Here is a 21,509-nt window from a genome sequence, read left to right on the forward strand (position 1 = left end):
CAGACCGATGACCGCTGACTCCGCATTCGACCGGCGCTTCGACCGCGCCCTGGGCAGCCTGCGCGGGCTGTCCGTGGGAGACGCACTGGGCTCCCAGTTCTTCGTCCCCGCCCACTATCCCCTGCTGAAGCGGCGCGAGCTGCCCGACGGCCCCTGGCAGTGGACCGACGACACCGAGATGGCGTGCTCCGTCCTCGCCGTCCTCGTCGCCCACCACCGGATCGACCAGGACGCCCTGGCCCTGTCCTTCGCCCACCACCACGACTTCGACCGGGGCTACGGCCCTGCGGTCAACCGCATGCTCCGGCTCATCCGGGAGGGCGGCGACTGGCGTGAGCTGGCCGCCGCGCTCTTCCAGGGACAGGGTTCCTGGGGCAACGGTGCCGCCATGCGGATCGCCCCGCTCGGAGCCTGGTACGCGGACGACCCGGAGCAGGCGACGCACCAGGCCGAGATCTCCGCGTACACCACCCATCAGCACCGTGAGGCCGTGGTCGGCGCCATGGCCGTGGCCGCCGCGGCCGCGCTGGCGGCCGACCCGGCGGGGCCGCCCACGCCCGAGGCGCTGCTCGACGGGGTCATCGCCCTCGTGCCGCGCAGCGCGGTGGGGGCAGGGCTGCGCCGGGCTCGCGACATGCTCGACTACGGCGACGTGGGTACGGTCGCCGCGGTTCTCGGCAGCGGTCGGCGGACCAGCGCGCACGACACGGTGCCCTTCGCGCTCTGGTCGGCGGCGCGTGGCCTCGGCGACTACGAGCGGGTGTTCTGGACGACCGCGCAGGTGGGTGGGGACGTCGACACGACCTGCGCCATCGCCGGAGGCGTCGTGGCCTCCGCGGCGAACGGCGCGCCGCCGGCGGACTGGCTGCGGCAGACCGAGGACCTTCCGGAGTGGGTCCCGGTCGAGGTGGCCTGATACGGCACGACGGCCCCCGGACCCGGTGAGGGGTTCGGGGGCCGTCAGCGCCCTCTCGGAGACCCGGTCTCGGCCTGGCGGGTCCCCGGATCGCGTGTCTGTGGCTCGCCTGCCTTCGGACCGTTCGCCCTCAGGCCGCCGGCCCGGCGGCCTCGGCGCGGCCGCTGAGTGCTTCCAGGTCGCTCTTGCGGACCCGGATCACCAGCGCGGCGGTGAGCAGCGCGATCAGCACCATCGCGACACCGGCGGTGAAGGCCGAGGAGATGCCCGAGGTCAGGACCTCGTGGCCCCAGGGTGCGGGCAGTTCCTTGGTCTTCAGGGCCTCGGCCTGCTGCTCGGGCGTGGCGTGCGCGAGGAAGTCCGGCAGCTGCTTCTCGCCCTCCTCGCGGCTGGCGGTGCCGAAGACCGTGACCAGGATGGACAGGCCGAGCGAACCGCCCACCTGCTGGGTGGCGTTGAGCAGGCCCGACGCGGCGCCCGCCTCGTGCTGGGCCACACCGGAGACGGCCGTGAGCGTGAGCGTCACGAAATTGAGGCCCATGCCGAAGCCGAACAGAAGCATCGGGCCGAGGACGCCGCCCGCGTAGGAGCTGTCGGACGAGAGGAAGGTCAGCCAGAACAGACCGGTGCCGGTGATCGCCGCACCGCTCACCATGAACGGCTTGGGGCCCAGGACCGGCAGAAGCTTCTGCGCGAGTGCAGCACCGGAGCCGATCGCCAGCGTGACCGGCAGGAACGCGAGCCCGGAGTGGATCGGTGTGTAGCCCAGGACGCCCTGGACCCAGAGCACGATGAAGAAGAACATGCCGAACATGGCGGCCGCCAGGCTGAGCATGATCACGTACGTGCCCGAGCGGTTGCGGTCGGCGAACATCCGCAGCGGGGTGATCGGCTCCTTGGCCCGTGATTCCACGAGCGCGAACGCCACGAGAAGCAGGACGGCCGCGATGAACGAGCCGATGGTCAGCCCGTCCTTCCAGCCGCTCTCGGACGCCCGGATGAACCCGTAGACCAGGGCGGCCATGCCGAGCGTCGAGGTGGCGGCGCCCACGAGGTCGAACCGGCCCGGGTGGCGCTGGGACTCCGCGATGTAGCGCGGGGCGAGGAACGCGATCAGCAGACCGATCGGAACGTTGACGAAGAAGACCCAACGCCAGTCGAGCCACTCCGTGAGCATGCCGCCGGCGAGCAGACCGACCGCGCCGCCACCGGCGGAGACGGCGGCGAACACGCCGAATGCCCGGTTGCGCTCGGGCCCTTCGGGGAACGTCGTGGTGATCAGTGCGAGCGAGGTGGGCGAGGCGATGGCGCCGCCCACCCCCTGGAGTGCGCGCGCCGCGAGCAGCTGCCAGGGCTCCTGGGCGAAGCCCCCGAGCAGCGAGGCGAAGGTGAAGAGCAGGATGCCGGCCATGAACACCCGGCGGCGGCCCAGGATGTCCCCCGCCCGTCCGCCGAGGAGCAGCAGACCGCCGAAGGTGAGCGTGTAGGCGCTGAGCACCCACGACAGGTCGGTGGTCGAGAAGGAGAGCGCGTCCTGGATGTGCGGCAGCGCGATGTTCACGATGGTGGCGTCGAGTACGACCATCAGCTGGCAGGCGGCGATGACGGCCAGGGCGATGCCTGGCCGGCCTCCGGCGCGAGCTGGCCCGCCCTTGGTCTGTGTGTCCACCGGAGAAGTTGTCACTATGGATCCCCCACGGAAGAATTAGTGAACGCACCCGTTCACTGTCCACCACGGTAGTGAGTCCCCCACAGTGAACGCAACCGTTCACTGTGCACCGCCGACGACACGATTCGTCTCAACGGAGAGATCCTGATGGTTACTTCGCGCTCCGCGGCCGCCGCCCGGCCGGCGGGGGTGTCACTGCGACGCCGCGGGCCCGTGCTCGAACGGGCCATTCTGGAGGCCACGCTCGAACAGCTGAGCAGCGTCGGATGGAACGGTCTGACCATGGAGGGTGTCGCGGTCGGCGCGCAGACGGGTAAAGCCGCGGTGTACCGCCGCTGGCCGTCCAAGGAAGACCTCGTCGCGGACGCCCTCCAGGCCGGGCTGCCGGCGCTGGGGGACGCGCCGGACCTCGGCAGCGTGCGCGAGGACCTGTACGACCTGTGCCGCCGGGTTCGAGACGTCATGTACTCCAGGCCCGGATTCGCCCTTCGCTCCGTACTTCACGAATGCGATGCAGAATCCGCTGAGCGATTCCATGAGCTGATCGTCTCGGGAGTGACCGAGCCCTCCGCTCGCCTCTTCCGGGATGTCCTCAGGCAAGGAATGGCAAGAGGAGAGGTGCGGGCCGACGCCAACGACGACCTGGTGCTCGATGTCATCCCCGCCATGATGATGTACCGCTCCAAGGTGTGCGGAAGTGAATGGACGGACGGTGAGATCGCCGATCTGATCGACCGGATCATGGTGCCGCTGCTGCGTGCCTGACCCCGGCGGGATCGCCCTGAGGTGCGGTCGCCGCGCTCTCGGCGACCGCACCGCGAAGGCCCCTCGGGCGCCCGAGGGGAAACCGGGTACCGCACCCGGTGTCGAGCGGCGTACCCTGTCAGGCGCCATGCCGTATGAACCACCCACCCACGCTGTCGAGCGGTCGCTCCGGGCCACCACCGGTGCCAGGATCGTCGCCGGAGTCGACGAGGTCGGACGAGGGGCGTGGGCCGGCCCGGTCACCGTGTGCGCCGCCGTCACCGGCCTGCGCAGGCCCCCCGAGGGCCTCACCGACTCCAAGCTGATCACCCCCAAGCGCCGTACCGTGCTCGCCGTGGAACTGGAGAGCTGGGTCACGGCCTACGCGCTCGGCGACGCCTCTCCCCAGGAGATCGACGAACTCGGTATGACCGCGGCCCTGCGGCTCGCGGCCGTCCGGGCCCTCGAAGGCCTCCCCGCGCGGCCCGACGCGGTGATCCTCGACGGCAAGCACGACTACCTCGGCAGCCCCTGGCGGGTCCGTACGGTGATCAAGGGCGACCAGTCCTGCATCGCCGTGGCCGCCGCCTCCGTCATCGCGAAGGTCCGCCGGGACGCGGTCATGGCGGAGCTCGGCTCCGAGGTCGAGGGGTACGCCGCGTACGCCTTCGGTGCCAACGCGGGCTACCCTTCGCCGGTCCACAAAGCGGCGCTCGAAGAGCTGGGGCCCACCCCTCACCACCGTCTCTCCTGGTCGTACCTGGACGCGATGCCCAGGTGGAGCCACCTCAAAAAGGTCCGCCTCTCCGCGGAGGCGGCCGCGCTGGAGAGCGGGGGCCAACTCGGCTTCGACTTCTGAACTTCCGGTCGCCGGGGCCTTACACGAAGGCCCTGCCATGCGACCGGGGCGCACATGTGTGCCCACCCGCCGGTGCCCCCGCGCAGCGGCGTTTGATAGACATCCACTCATGCCTCTCATCCCCGAGGAGCCTCAGATTCACGAGAGCGCCCAGGGTCCCCGCGCCACCGCGTCGACCCCCCGTCCCGTACCCGGCCCGCGTTCCGCGGCCTCTCCCCGTCCCGGACGCCCCGTTCCCGGTCCGGCCAGGCCCGCGGCACCGGCCCAGCGCCCGACTGCCGGGCCCGCTCCGGCCGACACCCCGGAGAATCGTTCCGACCAGCGGTCCACGCCGCAGCTCCAGCTGATCCCTGCCCCGGTCGACGGCGCGCTCGACGCCGCCGAAGAGGCCCTGGACCTGCTCCTGGAGAGCGGCCGGGCGCCCGGCGACGTCCTGGTCCTCACCACCGGTGACCCGCACCCGTGGACCACGCACGAGCTGTCCTTCGGCGAGGCCTCCTACTGGGCTCAGCAGGAGACCGGCGACGACGTGTTCTTCGCGCACGCCACCGCGCTGGAGCGGGCGACCGCCCGGCCCGTGGTGATCGTCGCCCTCAACGGCGGCGACGACGAGACGGCCGCCAAGGCCCTGCCGTCGGCGATGGCCCGCGCGGGTGCGCTGCTCGTCGTCTGCGGTGACCCGCAGCGCGTCACGACGCTCCTCGGAGCGGGCGCCGGCGTCTGATCGACCGCCCCTCCGCCGGACCGGTCCTGGTCCGGCGGGGGCCGAGGCGGCCCGACGCGATCAGCGTGCGGCGGCCCGGCGCAGCGGCTCGGTCGCGCCGCTCGCGGTCCGCGGCGTGAGCCGGCCGAGCTCGGCCGGCCCTTCGCCGAGCGGCAGAGGAAGCGAGTCGGAACTCGGACGCCGGCCACCCCGGCCCTCTCCGAGCACCTGCCAGCCCCCTCGGGTCAGCGTGATGTACGCCCCGCAGCGGAGCCCGTGCAGCGTGCAGGCGTCCCGGAGCCCCCACATCCAGGCTCCGTCCTCCTCCGTCCAACGCTCGTCCCCCTCACGGCAGTACAGCAGGACCGCGGTCCTGACCGGTGCGCGTCTGCGGAGGTCGTGCGGAATGACCCGCCGCAGATGCGCGAGCAGCGCGTTGCGGAACTCCCAGCCGTCCGCCGGTGCGGGGCGGCGGACGAACGAGGCGCTGGCGGCCAGTCGTTCCTCGTGGTCGAGGACCGCGAGGACCGCCATGGAGGGCGTGGGCGTGTGCCGTGAGTGGAGGCCGCTGACGACCTCACGCGGATTGCGCAGCAGGGGAACTCCCGCCGCGGCCCACTCGGCCGGTTCGAGCATCCGAGCGAGGCGGCTGGCGGACTCGGACGAAGATCTGAGCGAGGTGGCTGTGGGCGGAGCGAATCCGAGGGTCACGGTCCTCCCTTCGGATACGCGCCCGCGAAGCGGGCAAGGTCGGGTGAGCGCGCACCACGGCACGGTCCTTCCGGACCGCTGACGGGCCGTACGGGGCGGTTTCCCAATTCTTGCTGGCCCGTGCGCGGGCGGCAACGAGCAATTGAGGTCGCTGACGGGAATGCGGGGGTATGCCTCTCATATCCCTGCCCAGTTGCCCATTGTTCACTCCCCGTTTCCCCTCCTGTTTCACCCCTGAATGGCGAGCACCAGCGGAAACACCCCTTCCGCTCCGGCCCGGCGCAGCAGCCGTGCCGCCACCGCCAAGGTCCAGCCGCTGTCGGACAGGTCGTCCACCAGGAGCACTGGCCCCCCGGCCTCGGCCAGCCGCCCGGCCAGCTCGGCGGAGACCGTCAGCGAGCGCTGCAGCCCCATCACCCGCTGGGCGCTGTTGGTCCGGGACAGCCGAACCTCCTCCGCCTCCGGCGCGTACTCCACCGTGCCGAGCAAGGGCATCCGGCCGATCTCGGCGATCCGCTCCCCGAGCGAACCCACCAGCCGCGGCCTGCGATGCGAGGCGACCATGACCACACCGGCGGGTCTGGCCGGCGCGTCCGAGGCCCCGGAGGCCCAGCCGCCGGGACCCTTGGCCCAGTCGGCGAGCACCGCCACGACCGCCTGCACGACATCGTCCGGAACGCGCCCGTCCGCCGCACCGTCGGACAGCAGCGGACGCAGTCGGTTGCCCCAGCCGATGTCCGAGAGCCGCCCCAGCGCCCGCCCCCCGAACGCCTGCTCACCGACCGGGATCCGGCCCTTCAGGTCGACCCCGACCGCGGCGAGCCCCGTGGGCCACATCTTCCGGGGCTCGACCTCCACGCCCGGCCGGCCCAGCTCGCCCTTCGCGGCGTCGAGCGCGGCATCGGACACCTTGGGATCGAAACGGTTCCCCGCGCAGTTGTCACAGCGGCCGCACGGAGCGGCCTCCTCGTCGTCCAGCTGGCGCCGCAGGAACTCCATCCGGCAGCCCGTCGCCGCCGCGTAGTCGCGCATCGCCTGCTGCTCGGCGGCCCGCTGCCGCGCCACCCACGCGTACCGCTCCGTGTCGTACGCCCAGGGCCGGCCCGTGCTCTCCCAGCCACCCTTCACGCGTCGCACCGCGCCGTCCACGTCCAGGACCTTGAGCATCGTCTCCAGCCGAGTCCTGCGCAGCTCCACCATGGGCTCCAGGGCGGGCAGGGACAACGGACGACCGGCCTGCGCGAGCACATCGATGGTGCGACGCACCTGCTCCTCCGGCGGGAACGCGACCGACGCGAAGTAGCGCCAGATCGCCTCGTCCTCCTGTCCGGGAAGGAGCAGCACCTCCGCGTGCTCGACCCCGCGTCCGGCCCGGCCGACCTGCTGGTAGTACGCGATCGGAGAGGACGGCGATCCGAGATGCACCACGAAGCCCAGGTCCGGCTTGTCGAAGCCCATGCCGAGGGCGGAGGTCGCCACGAGGGCCTTGACCCGGTTGGCCTGCAGGTCGTCCTCGGCCTGCTGCCGATCGGCGTTCTCGGTCCGGCCCGTGTACGAGGACACGGTGTGCCCGCACTGGCGGAGATAGGCCGTGACCTCGTCCGCCGCGGCGACCGTGAGCGTGTAGATGATGCCGGAACCGGGCAGCTCGCCGAGGTGGTCGGCCAGCCAGGCCAGCCGGTGGGCGGCGTCCGGCAGCCTCACCACGCCCAGGCTCAGGCTCTCCCGGTCCAGCGGCCCCCGCAGCACGAGCGCGTCCGTGCCCGCGCCCGTACCGAGCTGCTCGGCCACGTCCGCCGTCACCCGGGCGTTCGCCGTCGCGGTCGTGGCCAGTACCGGGACACCGGACGGCAGATCGGCCAGCATCGTGCGCAACCTGCGGTAGTCGGGCCGGAAGTCGTGCCCCCAGTCCGAGATGCAGTGCGCCTCGTCGACCACCAGCAGACCGGTCGCGGCGGCGAGGCGCGGAAGGACCTGGTCACGGAAGTCGGGATTGTTGAGGCGCTCCGGACTCACCAGCAGCACGTCCACCTCGCCGGCGGCCACCTCCTCCTGGACCGTGTCCCACTCCTCCGTGTTCGACGAGTTGATCGTGCGGGCACGGATGCCCGCTCGGGCCGCCGCCTCCACCTGGTTGCGCATGAGGGCGAGCAGCGGCGAGACGATCACGGTCGGGCCGCTGCCGCGCTCGCGGAGCAGCGAGGTCGCGACGAAGTAGACCGCCGACTTGCCCCAGCCGGTCCGCTGCACCACGAGGGCCCGGCGCCGGTCGGCGACCAGGGCCTCGATGGCCCGCCACTGGTCCTCGCGCAGTCTCGCCCTGCCCGTCGGGTCGGAGACGAGACGGGCGAGCACGGCGTCGGCGGCGGTCCGGAGCGCGGCGCGGTCTTCGAGCGGATCTGCGTGGGTCATGCCTCCATGCAACCCGATGCCTCGGACATCGCGCGAACGAGGCACCGAACCTGTGGACAACTCGAGGTCCGGCGGATGCCTCGTTCCGGGAGTTATCCACAGGGGTTTCGGAATTCGGGAGATCACGAGACCGTCCTGACCATGAACGCGAATCACCACGAAACCAGCGGACCGTCCCGTTCCCAGCAGATCACCCTGCGCGGCCCGGCGGAACTCGCCGACGCCCTCCCGTTCGTGCTGGGCTTCCACCCCACCGACTCCGTCGTCCTGGTCGCCCTCCACGGCGAGCGCGGTCGCTTCGGCGGCCGGGTCAGGCTCGGCATCCCCGGCTCGCCGGGCGAATGGGAGTCCACCGCCGACCACCTCGCCGAGTGCCTCGTCGAGGGCGACGCCCGGAGCGGCGCCCGACCTGACGGCATCGTCGTGTTCCTCTGCCAGGACCCCGCACCGGGCGAGTCGGGCCGCAGGGTCATGGAGCGCCTCCGCCCCTTCGCCCAGCGCCTCCGCACCGCCTGCGGCGCCCTCGACATCCCCGTCTACGAGGCCCTCTGCATCTCCGACGGCCTGTACTTCTCGTACTGCTGCCCCGACGCCCGCTGCTGTCCGCCCGACGGCACGCCCCTCGCGCTCAGTGGTACGTCGGTGATGGCGGCGGCCGCGACCTACGCCGGAGTCCAGGTGCGCGGCACCCTCCGGGACATGGAGAACCGGTTCAAGCCGTCGGCCGGCCCCGGCGAGGAGCCCCAGCGCGCGGCTCTCGACGCGACCGCGGCCGCGATCGTCCCCCGGATCCTGGAAGCGGAAGGCGAGGGACGGGAGGAGATCCGCGAGACGACCATCCGTCTCGCCCGCGAGATCCTCCGCAGGTTCACCAACCCGAAGAGCGGGACGGGAGCGAAGGGGGAGCCGGGCCCGACCGGACCGGTGGCCGCCGGCAGCACGGCGGAGCGGGACAGGGCCGACGACGCCCTGATCGGCACCGACGAGGCGGCCGCGCTGATCCTCGGCCTCCAGGACCGCGTCACCCGGGACCGCGCCGCCGAATGGATGGAGGGCTGGGAAGGAACCGCCGCACTGCGTCTCTGGCGGGTACTCGCCAGGCGCTGTGTCACCCCGTACCAGGAGCACGCCGCCGCCCCGCTCACCCTCGCCGGCTGGGTCGCCTGGTCCACCGGCGACGAACCCACCGCCCGGGTCGCTCTCGGGCTGGCCCTCGACGCCGACTCCGAGTACATGTTCGCCCGGCTGCTCCACCAGGCGTGCAACGAAGGACTCGACCCCGAGTCCCTCCGCTCCTGCCTGCGCACCGAAAGGGACTCCCGGACCGCCCCTGAAGAGGCTGGGCCGTCGGCCGCCCGACGGCCCAGGATGCGCACCGACCGCCCGCAGGGCACCCGGCAGGCCCTCGGGAAGCCCGGCCTGCGGACCGGCGGGGAGCGCCCGCCCGCGGCCGGAGTACGGCCCGGCGGACCCGCCGCGGGGCGCCCGGGAGGCGGGGCCCCGAGGCCCGGCGGGCCTCGCGGCAGCAGGACCGGACGGTGCCGACCGTGACCAGGCCGCCCGCGCACGCGTTCAGCTCTCTGGCGGAGTCGTCCGGACGCTCCCGCCGCCATCCCGCCGGCCGCCCGGTTCGCACAGAGAGCACCCCGTACCCGCCATGGCCCTCAGCCCCGTCCCGGCCCCCGGCCGCCCCACCGGCCATCTCCTCGGCTCTCCGCCGGGACGTCCTTCGGGCGCCGCCGGGCCGCCGCGCCCCGCACCCCCGGCGGGACTTCCCTCGGTGCACGGCGCGCTCCTCTGCGTGGCCCTGCCCGCCCTCGCCGTCTGCGCCGAGCACGGCCAGCTCACCGGTGAGGGGCCCGAGGGCGTGTACGCGGGAGGCAGGAGGCTCCTGTCCAGATGCCTCCTGCGGGTGGCCGGGCGCGAGCCCGTCGCCCTCCAAGGGCGTATGGCGACGGCGGACCGGGCGGTCTTCCTCGGTGTCCTCCGCATCCCCGGAGACCCGGGTCCGGACCCCGGGATCACCGTCGAGCGCACCCGGAGCGCCGACGGAACGGAGCGGATCACCCTGCGCAGCGCCACCGTCCGCCCCTTCAGGGTCCCGGTGGAAATCACTCTGGGGACGGATCTCGCGGACCTGGGGGCGGTGGCGTCCGGCCGACCGGGACCCGAACTCCCCGCGACCGTCCACGGAACCGGTCTGCGCTGGTCCGGAGCCGACGGGCGATCCGTCGCCGTCACCGCGGACCCGCCGCCCATGGACGCCCTGGCGGCGGCCGGAGTCCTGCGCTGGGAGGCGGAGCTGGCTCCCGGAGCCACGTTCACGATCCGGCTGCGGATACGAGGCGACTCGCCCGGCCGACCCGCCACGGCCGGAGCCGGCCCCGGGCGGCCGGGCGGCCACCTCCTGGCGGAGGCCCGGGCGGAGGGCGACGACCCCCGCCCGGGGGAGCTGCTGTGGGCGTCCGTCGAAGACCTGCGGGCCCTGCTCCAGCGCGACCCCGCGCACCCCGCGGACGTCCATCTCGCGGCGGGAGTCCCGTGGCGCTGCGGACCGGTCACGGCCGAGGCGCTCTGGGCGGCGCGGATGGCCCTTCCCCTGGGCACTCGGCTGGCCGCCACCACCCTCCGCGCCCTCGCCCGCACCCAACTCTCCGGTGACGGACCCGAGTCCGGGCGCATTCCCGGCCCGCTCAGGGACGCGGGCCCGCTCCTCCCGCCCCGCTGCACCGGGATCGAGTCCACCCTCGCCTTTCCCGTCGTGCTCGCCGAGGCCCGCCGGTGGGGGCTGCCGCCCGCGGACCTGGAGGAGCTCCTGCCCGTGGCGGAACGCTGCCTCGGCTGGTTGCGCCGTACGGCCGGAGGGAGCGGGCTCGTGCCGGACCCGGGGCCCACCGGACCCTGGCGGGCCGAGACTCAGGCGCACGCGCACCGCGCGGCCCTCCTCGGCGCGGACCTGCTCGACGCCTGCGGCAGACCCGGCGGAGACGCGCTGCGGGACATGGCGGGGAGGCTGCGCGAGCGGTTCCGCCGCGAGTTCTGGCTCGACGATCCGGCCGGAGGCCGCCCCGCCGTCGCCCGCTCGTCCGACGGGCGGACCTGGTCCCGGCTGGGCGGCTGGACCGCGCACCTCCTGGACACCGGGCTGCTCGGCGGAGGCCGGCACGCGCAAGGCCTGCTGGACGGGGCGGAGACCGATCAGGTGGCGAGACTGCTGGGCACGCCGGCTCTCGACTCCGGCTGGGGGCTGCGCGGTCTCGGGACCAAGGAGCCGGGATACAACCCCTTCGGCCACCGTGCCGGTGCGGTGCGGGTGCACGAGACTGCGGTCGCCGTGGCCGGGCTCGCCGCCGGCGGCCACGAGAAGGAGGCCGCAGCCCTGCTGTCCGGGCTGCTCGACGCGGCGCAGGCCTTCGGCCACCGCCTGCCCGAGATGTACGCGGGGGAGCAGCGGACGGCGGGCGGACGTCCGGCGCCGCACCCGGCTGCGTGCAGGCCGGCGGCCGTCGCGGCCGCCGGAGCGGTGCACGCTCTGCTCGCCCTCGCCGGAATCCGGCCCGACGCGCCGGGGCGGTCCGTGTCGACCCACCCGCTGCGGTCGGCACCGCTGGGAGCGATCAGGTTCTCGGGCCTCGTCGTCGCGGGTGAACCGTTCGCCGTGCGGGTCGGCAGGCTCGGTCTCGGTATGGTCGAGGAGGCCGCAGCGGGCCTTCAACTGGGGGTGTGACGGGATGCCGGGCGCAGACACGAGGGAAGCTTCGCGGCGGGGTGAGGAAGTGGTTGCCGATGCTTCCGGGGGGCGTGTTTATCGTCAGGAAGACGACTATGATCGCGGCATGCCTGCCTACGACCCGTCGGCCTTTCCGCCCTTCGCTGTCACCGTCGATCTGGTCGTGCTCACCGTGCGGCGCCATGCGCTCTGCACTCTGGTCGTCCGCCGGGGGGAAGCGCCGTACCAGGGGCGCTGGGCGCTGCCCGGGGGCTTTGTGCGCGCGGAGGAGGACCTCGGTGCGGCGGCGGCGCGCGAGCTGGTCGAGGAGACGGGCCTGTGCGCCCACGACCCGGCCGCTCCGAGCCCCGTACCGAGCAACGGCGCGCACCTCGAACAGCTCGCGACGTACGGGGCGCCCGACCGTGACCCGCGCATGCGGGTGGTGAGCGTCGCGCATCTCGCCCTCGCACCGGATCTTCCGGCGCCGAGGGCGGGCGGGGACGCGAACAGCGCCCGCTGGGCGCCCGTGGAGGAACTGCTCGGCGCCGACGCGCTCGCCGGGACGGCCGGCGGCGGAGGCATCCACACCGGAGTCGGGGCCGGAACCTCAGCCGGGGCCGGGGACGGTGGTGAAGGGCCGGACGCGCTGGCCTTCGACCACTCACGGATCCTCGCGGACGGGGTCGAGCGGGCACGCTCCAAGATCGAGTACTCCTCGCTCGCCACCGCCTTCTGCCCGCCGGAGTTCACGGTCGGGGAACTGCGACGCGTGTACGAGGCCGTGTGGGGTGTGGCCCTGGACCCGCGAAACTTCCACCGGAAGGTGACCGGCACGCCCGGCTTCCTCGTTCCGGCGGGTGGCACCACGACCCGTCAGGGCGGGCGCCCCGCCCAGCTCTTCAGGGCAGGTGGGGCCACCCTTCTCAACCCGCCGATGCTGCGCCCCGAGGTCTGACGGGCGACCGCATCCGGCGCCCCAGGCACCAACCCTGCACCGAAAGTCCGAAATGTAGCGTTATCTTGCTGCGGTAGCGCCGCCCTGCCGCGGAGCGGTGTCACCTACCGCGAGAGAAGCGATGCTCCAGGCAATCGGACTGACCAGCACTCCCCGCCGCGATCGCCCGCCCGCCGTGGACGATCTGACCTTCGAGGCCCGGCCGGGCGCCGTGACGGCACTCCTCGGCTCCGCGGGCGCCGGCAAGACCACCGCCCTCCGGCTCATGCTCGAACTCGAGCCCGGCCGTGGGATCACGTACTTCCGGGGGCGGCCACTGCACCGCATCGCACACCCCTCGCGCGAGGTAGGCGTGCTCCTCGGCGACATCCCCGGGCACCCCTCCCGCACGCTCCGGGGGCAGCTCCGGATGCTCTGCGCCGCCACGGGAGTTCCCGCCTCCCGGGCCGAGGAGCTGGTGCGGACCGTCGGCCTCACCGGGCTGGAACGCCGGCGGATCGGCACCCTCCCGATCGGCGCGGACCGTCGACTCGGCTTCGCCTCCGCCCTGTTGGGGGACCCCCACACCCTGCTGCTCGACGAGCCGGGCGCCGGCCTCTCCGTACCCGAGAGCGCGTGGCTGTACGAGCTGCTGCGCACCCACGCGTCCGAAGGGGGGACCGTGCTCTACAGCACGGCGGACCCCAAGGACGCGGCCCGCAACGCCGACCGGGTCGTCACGATCGACGGCGGCCGGCTCCTCGCCGACCAGGACGTCACCGAGTTCGCCCGTACCCGGCTGCGACCCCGCGTGGCGGTCCGGACCCCCCAGGCCGCGAGGCTCGCCGCCGCCGTGACCCAGGAGGCCAGGGCGGCGCGGCGGCCCGTCGAGGTCGTCGCGGAGGAGGGCAACCGGCTCTCCGTCTACGGGACCGACTGTGCGGCCGTCGGCGACACGGCGTTCCGCCACGGGGTGCCGATCCACCGGCTCGCCGTGGAGACGGGCGACACAGGACCCCGTCGACCCGCTCCCGCCACGACCGACTCCGGAGCCCCCGCTCCCGAGTCGAGCCCTGCCGACGCCGATACCCCGGCCGCCGGGCCGCCGTCCACGGAGACGGGGGCGGCGCCTGCCGCCGTGCCCCGCAAGGTGCCGGAGGATACGTCCTCCGCCCGGCGGCGCCCGGCCCGGTCGCCCTTGCGTCCGCTGTGCTACGAGCTCCACCGGCTTCTGGGCGTCCCGTCCACGCCGCTCGTCGTCGGGGTCGTCGTGCTCGCGTCCCTGACGATCGCCCTCCTCCTCGGGCGGGGCGGTCGCGTCGCCCTGCCCGCCGTCCTGGCCGGCTGGCCGGCGATCTCCCCGCTGCCGCCCGCGGCACTCGGGGCGGGGCTGCTCGGCGCCTTCTCCTTCGGTGAGGAGTACCGCTATCCCGCGCTCACCACGGGACGCGGGACCGTGCCCCGTCGGCCCGGCCTCCTGGTGGCGAAACTCGTGGTGGCGGCGACCGTGGCCCTGGCGCTCGGGACGCTCGTCGTGCTGGCCGACCTGGAGGTCCTGCGGTTGGTCTACGGCCCCGAGTTGATCTCCGTACCGAAGAACTGGCCGACTCTCTGCGCGAGTTGGCTGGGACTGCTCGTCGGCTGCTCCTGGGCCGGGGTGCTCGGCGCGGGGGTGTTCCGTGCGGCGGCGGCCGGTGTGGCCGCGGTGCTCGCGGTGCCGGTCGCCTTCGTGCCGCTGTTGCAGAAGGTGCTGACGGGGCCGTCGGTGCGGTCGGCCGCCGGACTCCCGTCCCGGTTGCGGGAGTTCGCGGGGCCGCAGTGGTCCCCGGCCGCGGACCGTTGGCTGACGGGGGCGCTACGGGTGCTCGGGCAGCCCGCCGGTGTGGCGCTCTCGCTCACGTTGACGGGGCTGTTCTGTGCCTATGTGTTCACGGGCCTTCGCCGTAAGGCCCGTTGGTGACCGAGCGCGGACCGAAACGTTCCGCTTCAAGGTCAACTCTCTTGGAATTTGCGCAATATGTCCGATTAATCGTCAATTGTGTAGGGGGTGCCGATCACCCTTTCGTGTGCTTTTCACCAAAGACCTCAAGGGCCACGGGGGCAACGCCGACAAAGGATGCGTGAGTACCCTTGCGCACACCATGATGACCGCCGCCCGCTCCGTCGACTCCGGCCTCGGCGCCCCGGGCGATCTCGACCGCTACCCCTACGCCGAGGCGCCCGCCGCCGGTCGCGTGGGGCCGCCCTCCTGGGAGGGGGTGGACACCGACCTGGGCCGCGTCGGCCGCCGGAGCACCGGCAACCGGGGGCGCGGGCTGCACGGCCAGCTCGTCCAGCAGCTCGGCCAGATGATCGTCTCCGGGGACCTCGGGGCCGACCGCCCGCTCGTCCCCGAGGAGATCGGCCAGCGGTTCGAGGTCTCGCGCACCGTCGTGCGTGAGTCCCTGCGCGTCCTGGAGGCCAAGGGTCTCGTCAGCGCCCGTCCGAACGTCGGCACCCGGGTCAGGCCCGTCAGCGACTGGAACCTGCTCGACCCCGACATCATCGAGTGGCGCGCCTTCGGCCCGCAGCGCGACGACCAGCGCCGCGAGCTGAACGAGCTGCGGTGGACGATCGAGCCCCTCGCGGCCCGCCTCGCCGCCGGACACGGCCGTGAGGACGTCCAGCAGCGCCTCTCTGACATGGTCGAGATCATGGGCCACGCGTTCGCCCAGGGGGACGGGATCACCTTCTCCCGGGCCGACGCGGAGTTCCACTCCCTGCTCATCCAGCTCGCCGGGAACCGGATGCTGGAGCACCTCTCCGGGATCGTCGCCGCCGCGCTCCAGGTGTCCGGCGGTCCCGTCACGGGCTGCGACCGGCCGAGCGAGGCCTGTCTCTCGCACCACGCACGGATCGCGGACGCGCTCGCCGCGGGGGACGCCCACGGAGCGGAGTCGGCCATGCGCCAGCTGCTCACGGTCCACCCCGAGGTGGAGCGCGTCGTTCCCGCTCCCCGCGAACACTGACGCGCGGGCTGTGGCCGGCAGTGCGGAGGCGCGGGCATCACGCGCCGCCGGGTCCGAGCGGCACCCGGGGGACCTGAAGGATTCCCCGGGTGGCGCCAGGGTTCCGGCGGCGTGAATGTACGCTTATCTACTCCTCTGCGTCGTTCTGTCGCACATGGGGTGTGACTCGGGCCACGAAGATTGGGCGTAACACTCCTCCGAGCCGTGCGATGACCTAAGAGGTGATGGCCGAGGAAGGAATACAGCAGCCGATGGAGGCGCTGTGCAGTTCCCCGGTCCAGCCCGCGCCGTCGGCACATTCCCCGTCGACGGTCGTCGGCTCCAGCCCCATCCAGGGCGGGGCCGGAAGCCGTTTCCATCGTTCCGAGAGGTTGTTCGTGTCGGCCAGCACATCCCGTACGCTCCCGCCGGAGATCGCCGAGTCCGAGTCTGTGATGGCGCTCATCGAGCGGGGAAAGGCTGATGGGCAGATCGCCGGCGATGACGTGCGTCGGGCCTTCGAGGCTGACCAGATTCCGCCAACCCAGTGGAAGAATGTTCTGCGCAGCCTCAATCAGATCCTCGAGGAAGAGGGTGTGACGCTGATGGTCAGTGCAGCGGAGTCGCCGAAGCGCGCCCGCAAGAGCGTCGCAGCGAAGAGCCCGGCCAAGCGCACCGCCACCAAGACCGTCACCGCCAGGACGACCGTGACGAAGACCACCGTCTCGGCCGCAACGGCCGGCGCGGCCGAGGGTGACGACCCGGCCGACGAGGCCGGTTCGCCCGCCAAGAAGGCGGCCGCGAAGAAGACCGTCGCCAAGAAGACGGTGGCCAAGAAGACCGTCGCCAAGAAGACGGCGGCCAAGAAGACCGCGTCCAAGAAGGACGCCGACGAACTCGCCGAGGGCGAAGAGCTCCTTGAGGACGTCGCGCCCGGCAAGGGCGAGGAAGAGGAGACCGAGGGCGAGAGCAAGGGCTTCGTCCTGTCCGACGAGGACGAGGACGACGCTCCGGCGCAGCAGGTCGCCGTCGCAGGTGCCACCGCCGACCCGGTCAAGGACTACCTGAAGCAGATCGGCAAGGTCCCGCTGCTCAACGCCGAGCAGGAGGTCGAGCTCGCCAAGCGCATCGAGGCCGGTCTGTTCGCCGAGGACAAGCTCGCGAACTCGGACAAGCTCGCTCCGAAGCTCAAGCGCGAGCTGGAGATCATCGCCGAGGACGGCCGCCGGGCCAAGAACCACCTCCTGGAGGCCAACCTCCGTCTGGTGGTCTCCCTGGCCAAGCGCTACACCGGCCGCGGCATGCTCTTCCTGGACCTGATCCAGGAGGGCAACCTGGGTCTGATCCGTGCCGTCGAGAAGTTCGACTACACCAAGGGCTACAAGTTCTCCACGTACGCCACCTGGTGGATCCGTCAGGCGATCACCCGCGCGATGGCCGACCAGGCCCGCACCATCCGTATCCCGGTGCACATGGTCGAGGTCATCAACAAGCTCGCGCGCGTGCAGCGCCAGATGCTCCAGGACCTGGGCCGCGAGCCCACCCCGGAGGAGCTGGCCAAGGAGCTCGACATGACCCCTGAGAAGGTCATCGAGGTCCAGAAGTACGGCCGCGAGCCGATCTCCCTCCACACCCCGCTGGGTGAGGACGGCGACAGCGAGTTCGGCGACCTGATCGAGGACTCCGAGGCGGTCGTCCCGGCCGACGCGGTGAGCTTCACGCTTCTCCAGGAGCAGCTGCACTCCGTCCTCGACACGCTCTCCGAGCGTGAGGCGGGCGTCGTGTCGATGCGCTTCGGCCTCACCGACGGCCAGCCGAAGACGCTCGACGAGATCGGCAAGGTCTACGGCGTGACGCGTGAGCGGATCCGTCAGATCGAGTCGAAGACGATGTCGAAGCTGCGTCACCCGTCGCGTTCGCAGGTGCTTCGCGACTACCTCGACTGATCCGTACGCGTCACCGACGCGAGACGCGGAGAAGTACGCGGAAGGGCCCGGTTCCCCGAGGGGGAGCCGGGCCCTCCGGCTGTGCGGCGAGGGTGCACGGGGGCGGCGCGTGCTGGACTCTGGGTGAACCGACATCACCGGAGAGTCAGGAGGCTCCATGCGTGGTTCCCTCACCCGAGCATTGACGGGTGCCCTGGGCCTGATCGCAGCGGCGGCGGGGCAGCTGGCCACCGCCGCCCCCGTTGCCGCGGACAGCGTCGTGGTGGGCGGCCGCGAGGCCCGGATCGCGGACGCGCCGTGGGTCGTGGCACTGTCCAGCCGTGACCGGTTCGGTGGTACGCGCGCGGGGCAGTTCTGCGGGGGCGTGGTCGTCGCGCCGACCAAGGTGCTCACGGCGGCCCACTGCCTGGGCCGTGAGGTGCTCGGCGGCGAGCCCTGGGAGGTGCGTGACTTCGTCGTCATCGCGGGCCGCGCGGCGCTGCGGGGGCAGGGCGGGCAGGAGGTGCGGATCTCGGACACCTGGGTGAACCCCGACTACGACCCGACGAGCAACTCAGGGGATCTCGCGGTGCTGACCCTGGTGAGCGCGCTGCCGCAGTCGTACGTGATCGGCGTCGCCCGTGCGGAGGACGCGGCGGAGGCGCCGGGGACCGAGGCGGACGTCTACGGCTGGGGCGACACGACAGGCAACGGAGCCTATGCCTCCGGGCTCCGGACGGCACGTGTGCAGGTGCTGCCCGACAGCGCGTGCCGGCGGGCGTACCCGGGTGGCTTCGGCGTCGGGTACCGGAACGACACGATGCTCTGCGCGGGAGACCCGCAGGGCGGCAAGGACGCGTGCCAGGGCGACAGCGGAGGTCCGCTGGTGGCCAAGGGGCTCCTCATCGGCCTGGTGTCCTGGGGCAGCGGCTGTGGGCAGGCGGAGAATCCGGGCGTCTACACGCGCGTATCGGCGGTGCTGCCGGCCCGTTACTGACGGGCCGGATGCCCGGTCCTCGCGGAGGGTACGAGAACGGGCGGCCACCCCCCTGGGAATGCGGGGGTGGCCGCCCGCCGTCCGGTCTCAGTGGCCGGATCTGGGCTCGTCGTGGATGCGAGGCGTCAGTGCTCGTCGCCCACCGTGCGCGCGGGCACGTCCGTCAGCCGGTCCGTCTCATCCTGTATCTCAACGGCGATCTTCTTGAGTTCCGGCTCGAACTTACGTCCGTGGTGGGCGCAGAAGAGCAAGTCACCTCCGCTGGTCAGGACGACACGCAGGTATGCCTGGGCGCCGCAGCGGTCGCAACGGTCAGCGGCCGTCAGGGGGCTCGCGGGGGTCAGAACAGTAGTCACGTCGCCTCTTCTCTAGCTCGACGAGCTGTCGTACCAGGGTCAACATCCAACCAGGCCGAAAACGTTCCCGCTCGCGGCTTTTCCTTGAAACTTCTTCCCAGGTGGCTGTTTGCTGCCGGTTGGCGGCGAATGAGCCGTATTGCGTCGCTCTACGGATTTCGCGTTGCTTGTGTCGGTCAGTCCTCCCGGCGCGGTTGCCGGTTGTTGATGAGGACGTGCCCGGAGCCTAAATGGTTCATGCCTGGAAGGGAACGTGATGTTCGCGTCACCCCATCGAGGGATCGAACATCCATACGACCCTGGACTAGCATGAGGAAACGGGGAGGGTGGCGTGACAACGGCTCTACCAGGCATCGGTACCCTCTGACCCGTGACCGACGCCGGGCCTTACCCCATCGGGCCCGATTTCAAATTCAGCGAGGAGCGAACCGCGTGACCGCCGAAACGTCCGTGCCGTCCAGTGCGCTGCTGACCGCAGACCGTGACGGTTCCAACTACACCGCGCGGCACCTGCTCGTACTCGAAGGGCTCGAAGCGGTCCGCAAGCGCCCCGGTATGTACATCGGGTCCACCGACAGCCGCGGCCTGATGCACTGCATCTGGGAGATCATCGACAACTCGGTCGACGAGGCCCTGGGTGGCTACTGCGACCACATCGAGGTCATCCTCCACGACGACGGCTCCGTCGAGGTCCGGGACAACGGCCGCGGCATCCCCGTCGACATCGAGCCGAAGACCGGACTCTCCGGCGTCGAGGTCGTCATGACCAAGCTGCACGCCGGTGGCAAGTTCGGCGGCGGTTCGTACGCGGCGTCCGGCGGTCTGCACGGCGTCGGCGCCTCGGTGGTCAACGCCCTGTCGGCCCGCCTCGACGTCGAGGTCGACCGGAACAGCGCCACGCACACGATCAGCTTCCGCAGGGGCGTCCCCGGCATCTTCACGGAGCAGGGCCCCGACAGCCCCTTCGATCCGGGCAACGGCCTCCTCAAGGGCAAGCGCGTCCCCAAGACCCGCACCGGCACGCGCATCCGTTACTGGGCGGACCGGCAGATCTTCCTCAAGGACGCCAAGCTGTCGCTGGAGACGCTGCACCAGCGTGCCCGGCAGACCGCCTTCCTCGTTCCCGGCCTCACCATCGTCGTCCGCGACGAGCGGGACCTCGCGGGGATCGGCAAGAGCGAGGAGACCTTCCGCTTCGACGGCGGCATCAGCGAGTTCTGCGAGTACCTCGCGCAGGACAAGGCCGTCTGCGACATCCAGCGGCTCACCGGACAGGGCACCTTCAAGGAGACCGTCCCGGTCCTCGACGAGCGCGGTCACATGACCCCGACCGAGGTCACCCGTGAGCTCGCCGTCGACGTCGCCCTGCGTTGGGGCACCGGCTACGACGCGACGGTCAAGTCCTTCGTCAACATCATCGCCACCCCCAAGGGCGGCACCCACGTCTCCGGCTTCGAGCAGGCCATCACCAAGACGGTGAACGAGGTGCTGCGCTCGGCGAAGATGCTGCGCGTCGCCGAGGACGACATCGTCAAGGACGACGCCCTGGAGGGGCTCACGGCCGTCGTGACCGTCCGGCTCGCCGAGCCCCAGTTCGAGGGCCAGACCAAGGAGGTCCTCGGCACGTCCGCCGCCCGGCGGATCGTGGCGAACGTGGTCGCCAAGGAGCTCAAGGCCTTCCTCACCTCGACCAAGCGGGACGCCAAGGCGCAGGCCCGCGCCGTGCTGGACAAGGCCGTCGCCGCCGCCCGCACCCGGATCGCGGCGCGCCAGCACAAGGACGCGCAGCGCCGCAAGACCGCGCTCGAGTCCTCCTCGCTGCCCGCCAAGCTGGCCGACTGCCGCAGCGACGACGTGGAGCGCAGCGAGCTCTTCATCGTCGAGGGTGACTCCGCTCTCGGTACGGCCAAGCTGGCCCGGAACAGCGAGTTCCAGGCCCTGCTGCCGATCCGCGGCAAGATCCTCAACGTTCAGAAGTCGTCCGTCTCGGACATGCTGAAGAACGCCGAGTGCGGAGCGATCATCCAGGTCATAGGAGCCGGCTCGGGCCGCACCTTCGACATCGACGCGGCCCGCTACGGGAAGATCGTCCTCCTGGTCGACGCCGACGTCGACGGCGCGCACATCCGCTGTCTGCTGCTGACGCTCTTCCAGCGCTACATGCGGCCCATGGTCGAGGCCGGCCGGGTCTTCGCCGCCGTGCCCCCGCTGCACCGGATCGAGCTCGTCCAGCCCAAGAAGGGCCAGGACAAGTACGTCTACACGTACTCGGACAACGAGCTGCGCCAGACCCTGCTGGAGTTCCAGCGCAAGGGCGTCCGCTACAAGGACTCCATCCAGCGGTACAAGGGTCTGGGCGAGATGGACGCCGACCAGCTGGCGGAGACGACGATGGACCCGCGCCACCGCACCCTGCGCCGGATCAACATCGGCGACCTCGACGCGGCGGAGCAGGTCTTCGACCTCCTCATGGGCAATGACGTGGCGCCCCGCAAGGAGTTCATCACCGGCTCGGCGGCGACCCTCGACCGCTCGCGCATCGACGCCTGAGGATCTCCACCCGTGGGTGGAGCCGGACGCTCCA

At 72.0% G+C, this 21,509-nt stretch carries 16 protein-coding genes; 12 read left to right on the forward strand and 4 right to left on the reverse strand.

Features of this window, described 5'->3' with window-relative positions:
* Positions 1-7: 7 nt before the first annotated feature.
* Entirely contained in the window at positions 8-916 is a 909-nt protein-coding gene (locus tag ASD33_RS09380; RefSeq protein WP_056556453.1) for an ADP-ribosylglycohydrolase family protein, read from the forward strand.
* Between the two features lie 130 nt (positions 917-1,046).
* Here the strand turns inward: ASD33_RS09380 and ASD33_RS09385 are convergent, their stop codons facing one another.
* Positions 1,047-2,600: an MFS transporter gene (locus ASD33_RS09385; RefSeq protein WP_056556456.1), complete on the reverse strand. Its 1,554-nt coding sequence runs from the start codon at positions 2,598-2,600 to the stop codon at positions 1,047-1,049.
* A gap of 132 nt (positions 2,601-2,732) precedes the next feature.
* Here ASD33_RS09385 and ASD33_RS09390 point away from each other — a divergent pair, with 132 nt between their 5' ends.
* The 3 genes from ASD33_RS09390 to ASD33_RS09400 all read left to right on the forward strand — a co-directional run bounded on the left by ASD33_RS09390 (position 2,733) and on the right by ASD33_RS09400 (position 4,912).
* Positions 2,733-3,350 (forward strand): TetR/AcrR family transcriptional regulator, encoded by a 618-nt coding sequence (locus ASD33_RS09390; RefSeq protein ID WP_056556459.1) that lies wholly within the window; start codon positions 2,733-2,735, stop codon positions 3,348-3,350.
* A gap of 127 nt (positions 3,351-3,477) precedes the next feature.
* Complete coding sequence (locus tag ASD33_RS09395; protein WP_056556462.1) at positions 3,478-4,188, forward strand: ribonuclease HII; 711 nt, start codon at positions 3,478-3,480, stop codon at positions 4,186-4,188.
* 109 nt (positions 4,189-4,297) lie between these two features.
* Complete coding sequence (locus tag ASD33_RS09400; protein WP_056556465.1) at positions 4,298-4,912, forward strand: hypothetical protein; 615 nt, start codon at positions 4,298-4,300, stop codon at positions 4,910-4,912.
* A gap of 60 nt (positions 4,913-4,972) precedes the next feature.
* On the opposite strand, the gene ASD33_RS09405 is transcribed toward ASD33_RS09400, so the two are convergent.
* Positions 4,973-5,602: a hypothetical protein gene (locus tag ASD33_RS09405; RefSeq protein ID WP_056556468.1), complete on the reverse strand. Its 630-nt coding sequence runs from the start codon at positions 5,600-5,602 to the stop codon at positions 4,973-4,975.
* A gap of 228 nt (positions 5,603-5,830) precedes the next feature.
* Entirely contained in the window at positions 5,831-8,014 is a 2,184-nt protein-coding gene (locus ASD33_RS09410) for a RecQ family ATP-dependent DNA helicase (protein WP_056556472.1), read from the reverse strand.
* 141 nt (positions 8,015-8,155) lie between these two features.
* On the opposite strand from ASD33_RS09410, the gene ASD33_RS09415 reads away from it, so the two are divergent.
* From ASD33_RS09415 to ASD33_RS09445, 7 genes are all read left to right on the forward strand, one after another.
* The gene (locus ASD33_RS09415) at positions 8,156-9,565 is read left to right on the forward strand and encodes a DUF4192 domain-containing protein (RefSeq protein WP_056556475.1); all 1,410 of its coding nucleotides are present in this window, start codon (positions 8,156-8,158) and stop codon (positions 9,563-9,565) included.
* Between the two features lie 106 nt (positions 9,566-9,671).
* A complete protein-coding gene (locus ASD33_RS09420; RefSeq protein ID WP_056556479.1) occupies positions 9,672-11,741 on the forward strand; it encodes a glycogen debranching N-terminal domain-containing protein in 2,070 nt (689 codons plus the stop codon).
* Positions 11,742-11,850: 109 nt separating this feature from the next.
* Positions 11,851-12,681 carry an NUDIX domain-containing protein gene (locus ASD33_RS09425; protein WP_056556481.1) on the forward strand — a complete coding sequence of 277 codons (831 nt, stop codon included), beginning with the start codon at positions 11,851-11,853 and terminating at the stop codon, positions 12,679-12,681.
* Positions 12,682-12,802: 121 nt separating this feature from the next.
* Positions 12,803-14,620, forward strand: coding sequence for an ABC transporter ATP-binding protein (locus ASD33_RS09430; protein WP_056556484.1), 1,818 nt, complete (start codon positions 12,803-12,805; stop codon positions 14,618-14,620).
* Between the two features lie 160 nt (positions 14,621-14,780).
* Complete coding sequence (locus tag ASD33_RS09435) at positions 14,781-15,668, forward strand: FadR/GntR family transcriptional regulator (RefSeq protein WP_079044668.1); 888 nt, start codon at positions 14,781-14,783, stop codon at positions 15,666-15,668.
* Positions 15,669-16,045: 377 nt separating this feature from the next.
* On the forward strand, positions 16,046-17,593 hold the full coding sequence (locus ASD33_RS09440; RefSeq protein WP_056556490.1) for an RNA polymerase sigma factor: 1,548 nt from the start codon (positions 16,046-16,048) through the stop codon (positions 17,591-17,593).
* A 157-nt stretch (positions 17,594-17,750) separates the two neighbouring features.
* Positions 17,751-18,569, forward strand: coding sequence for a serine protease (locus ASD33_RS09445; protein ID WP_056556494.1), 819 nt, complete (start codon positions 17,751-17,753; stop codon positions 18,567-18,569).
* Positions 18,570-18,694: 125 nt separating this feature from the next.
* Here ASD33_RS09445 and ASD33_RS09450 read toward each other — a convergent pair whose 3' ends face one another.
* Positions 18,695-18,925: a hypothetical protein gene (locus ASD33_RS09450; RefSeq protein ID WP_030211728.1), complete on the reverse strand. Its 231-nt coding sequence runs from the start codon at positions 18,923-18,925 to the stop codon at positions 18,695-18,697.
* Positions 18,926-19,357: 432 nt separating this feature from the next.
* On the opposite strand from ASD33_RS09450, the gene ASD33_RS09455 reads away from it, so the two are divergent.
* Positions 19,358-21,475, forward strand: coding sequence for a DNA topoisomerase IV subunit B (locus tag ASD33_RS09455; RefSeq protein ID WP_056556497.1), 2,118 nt, complete (start codon positions 19,358-19,360; stop codon positions 21,473-21,475).
* Positions 21,476-21,509: the final 34 nt, after the last annotated feature.

Origin of the sequence: Streptomyces sp. Root1304, from assembly GCF_001426405.1 — a bacterium.
In the GTDB taxonomy this organism is placed as follows: domain Bacteria; phylum Actinomycetota; class Actinomycetes; order Streptomycetales; family Streptomycetaceae; genus Streptomyces.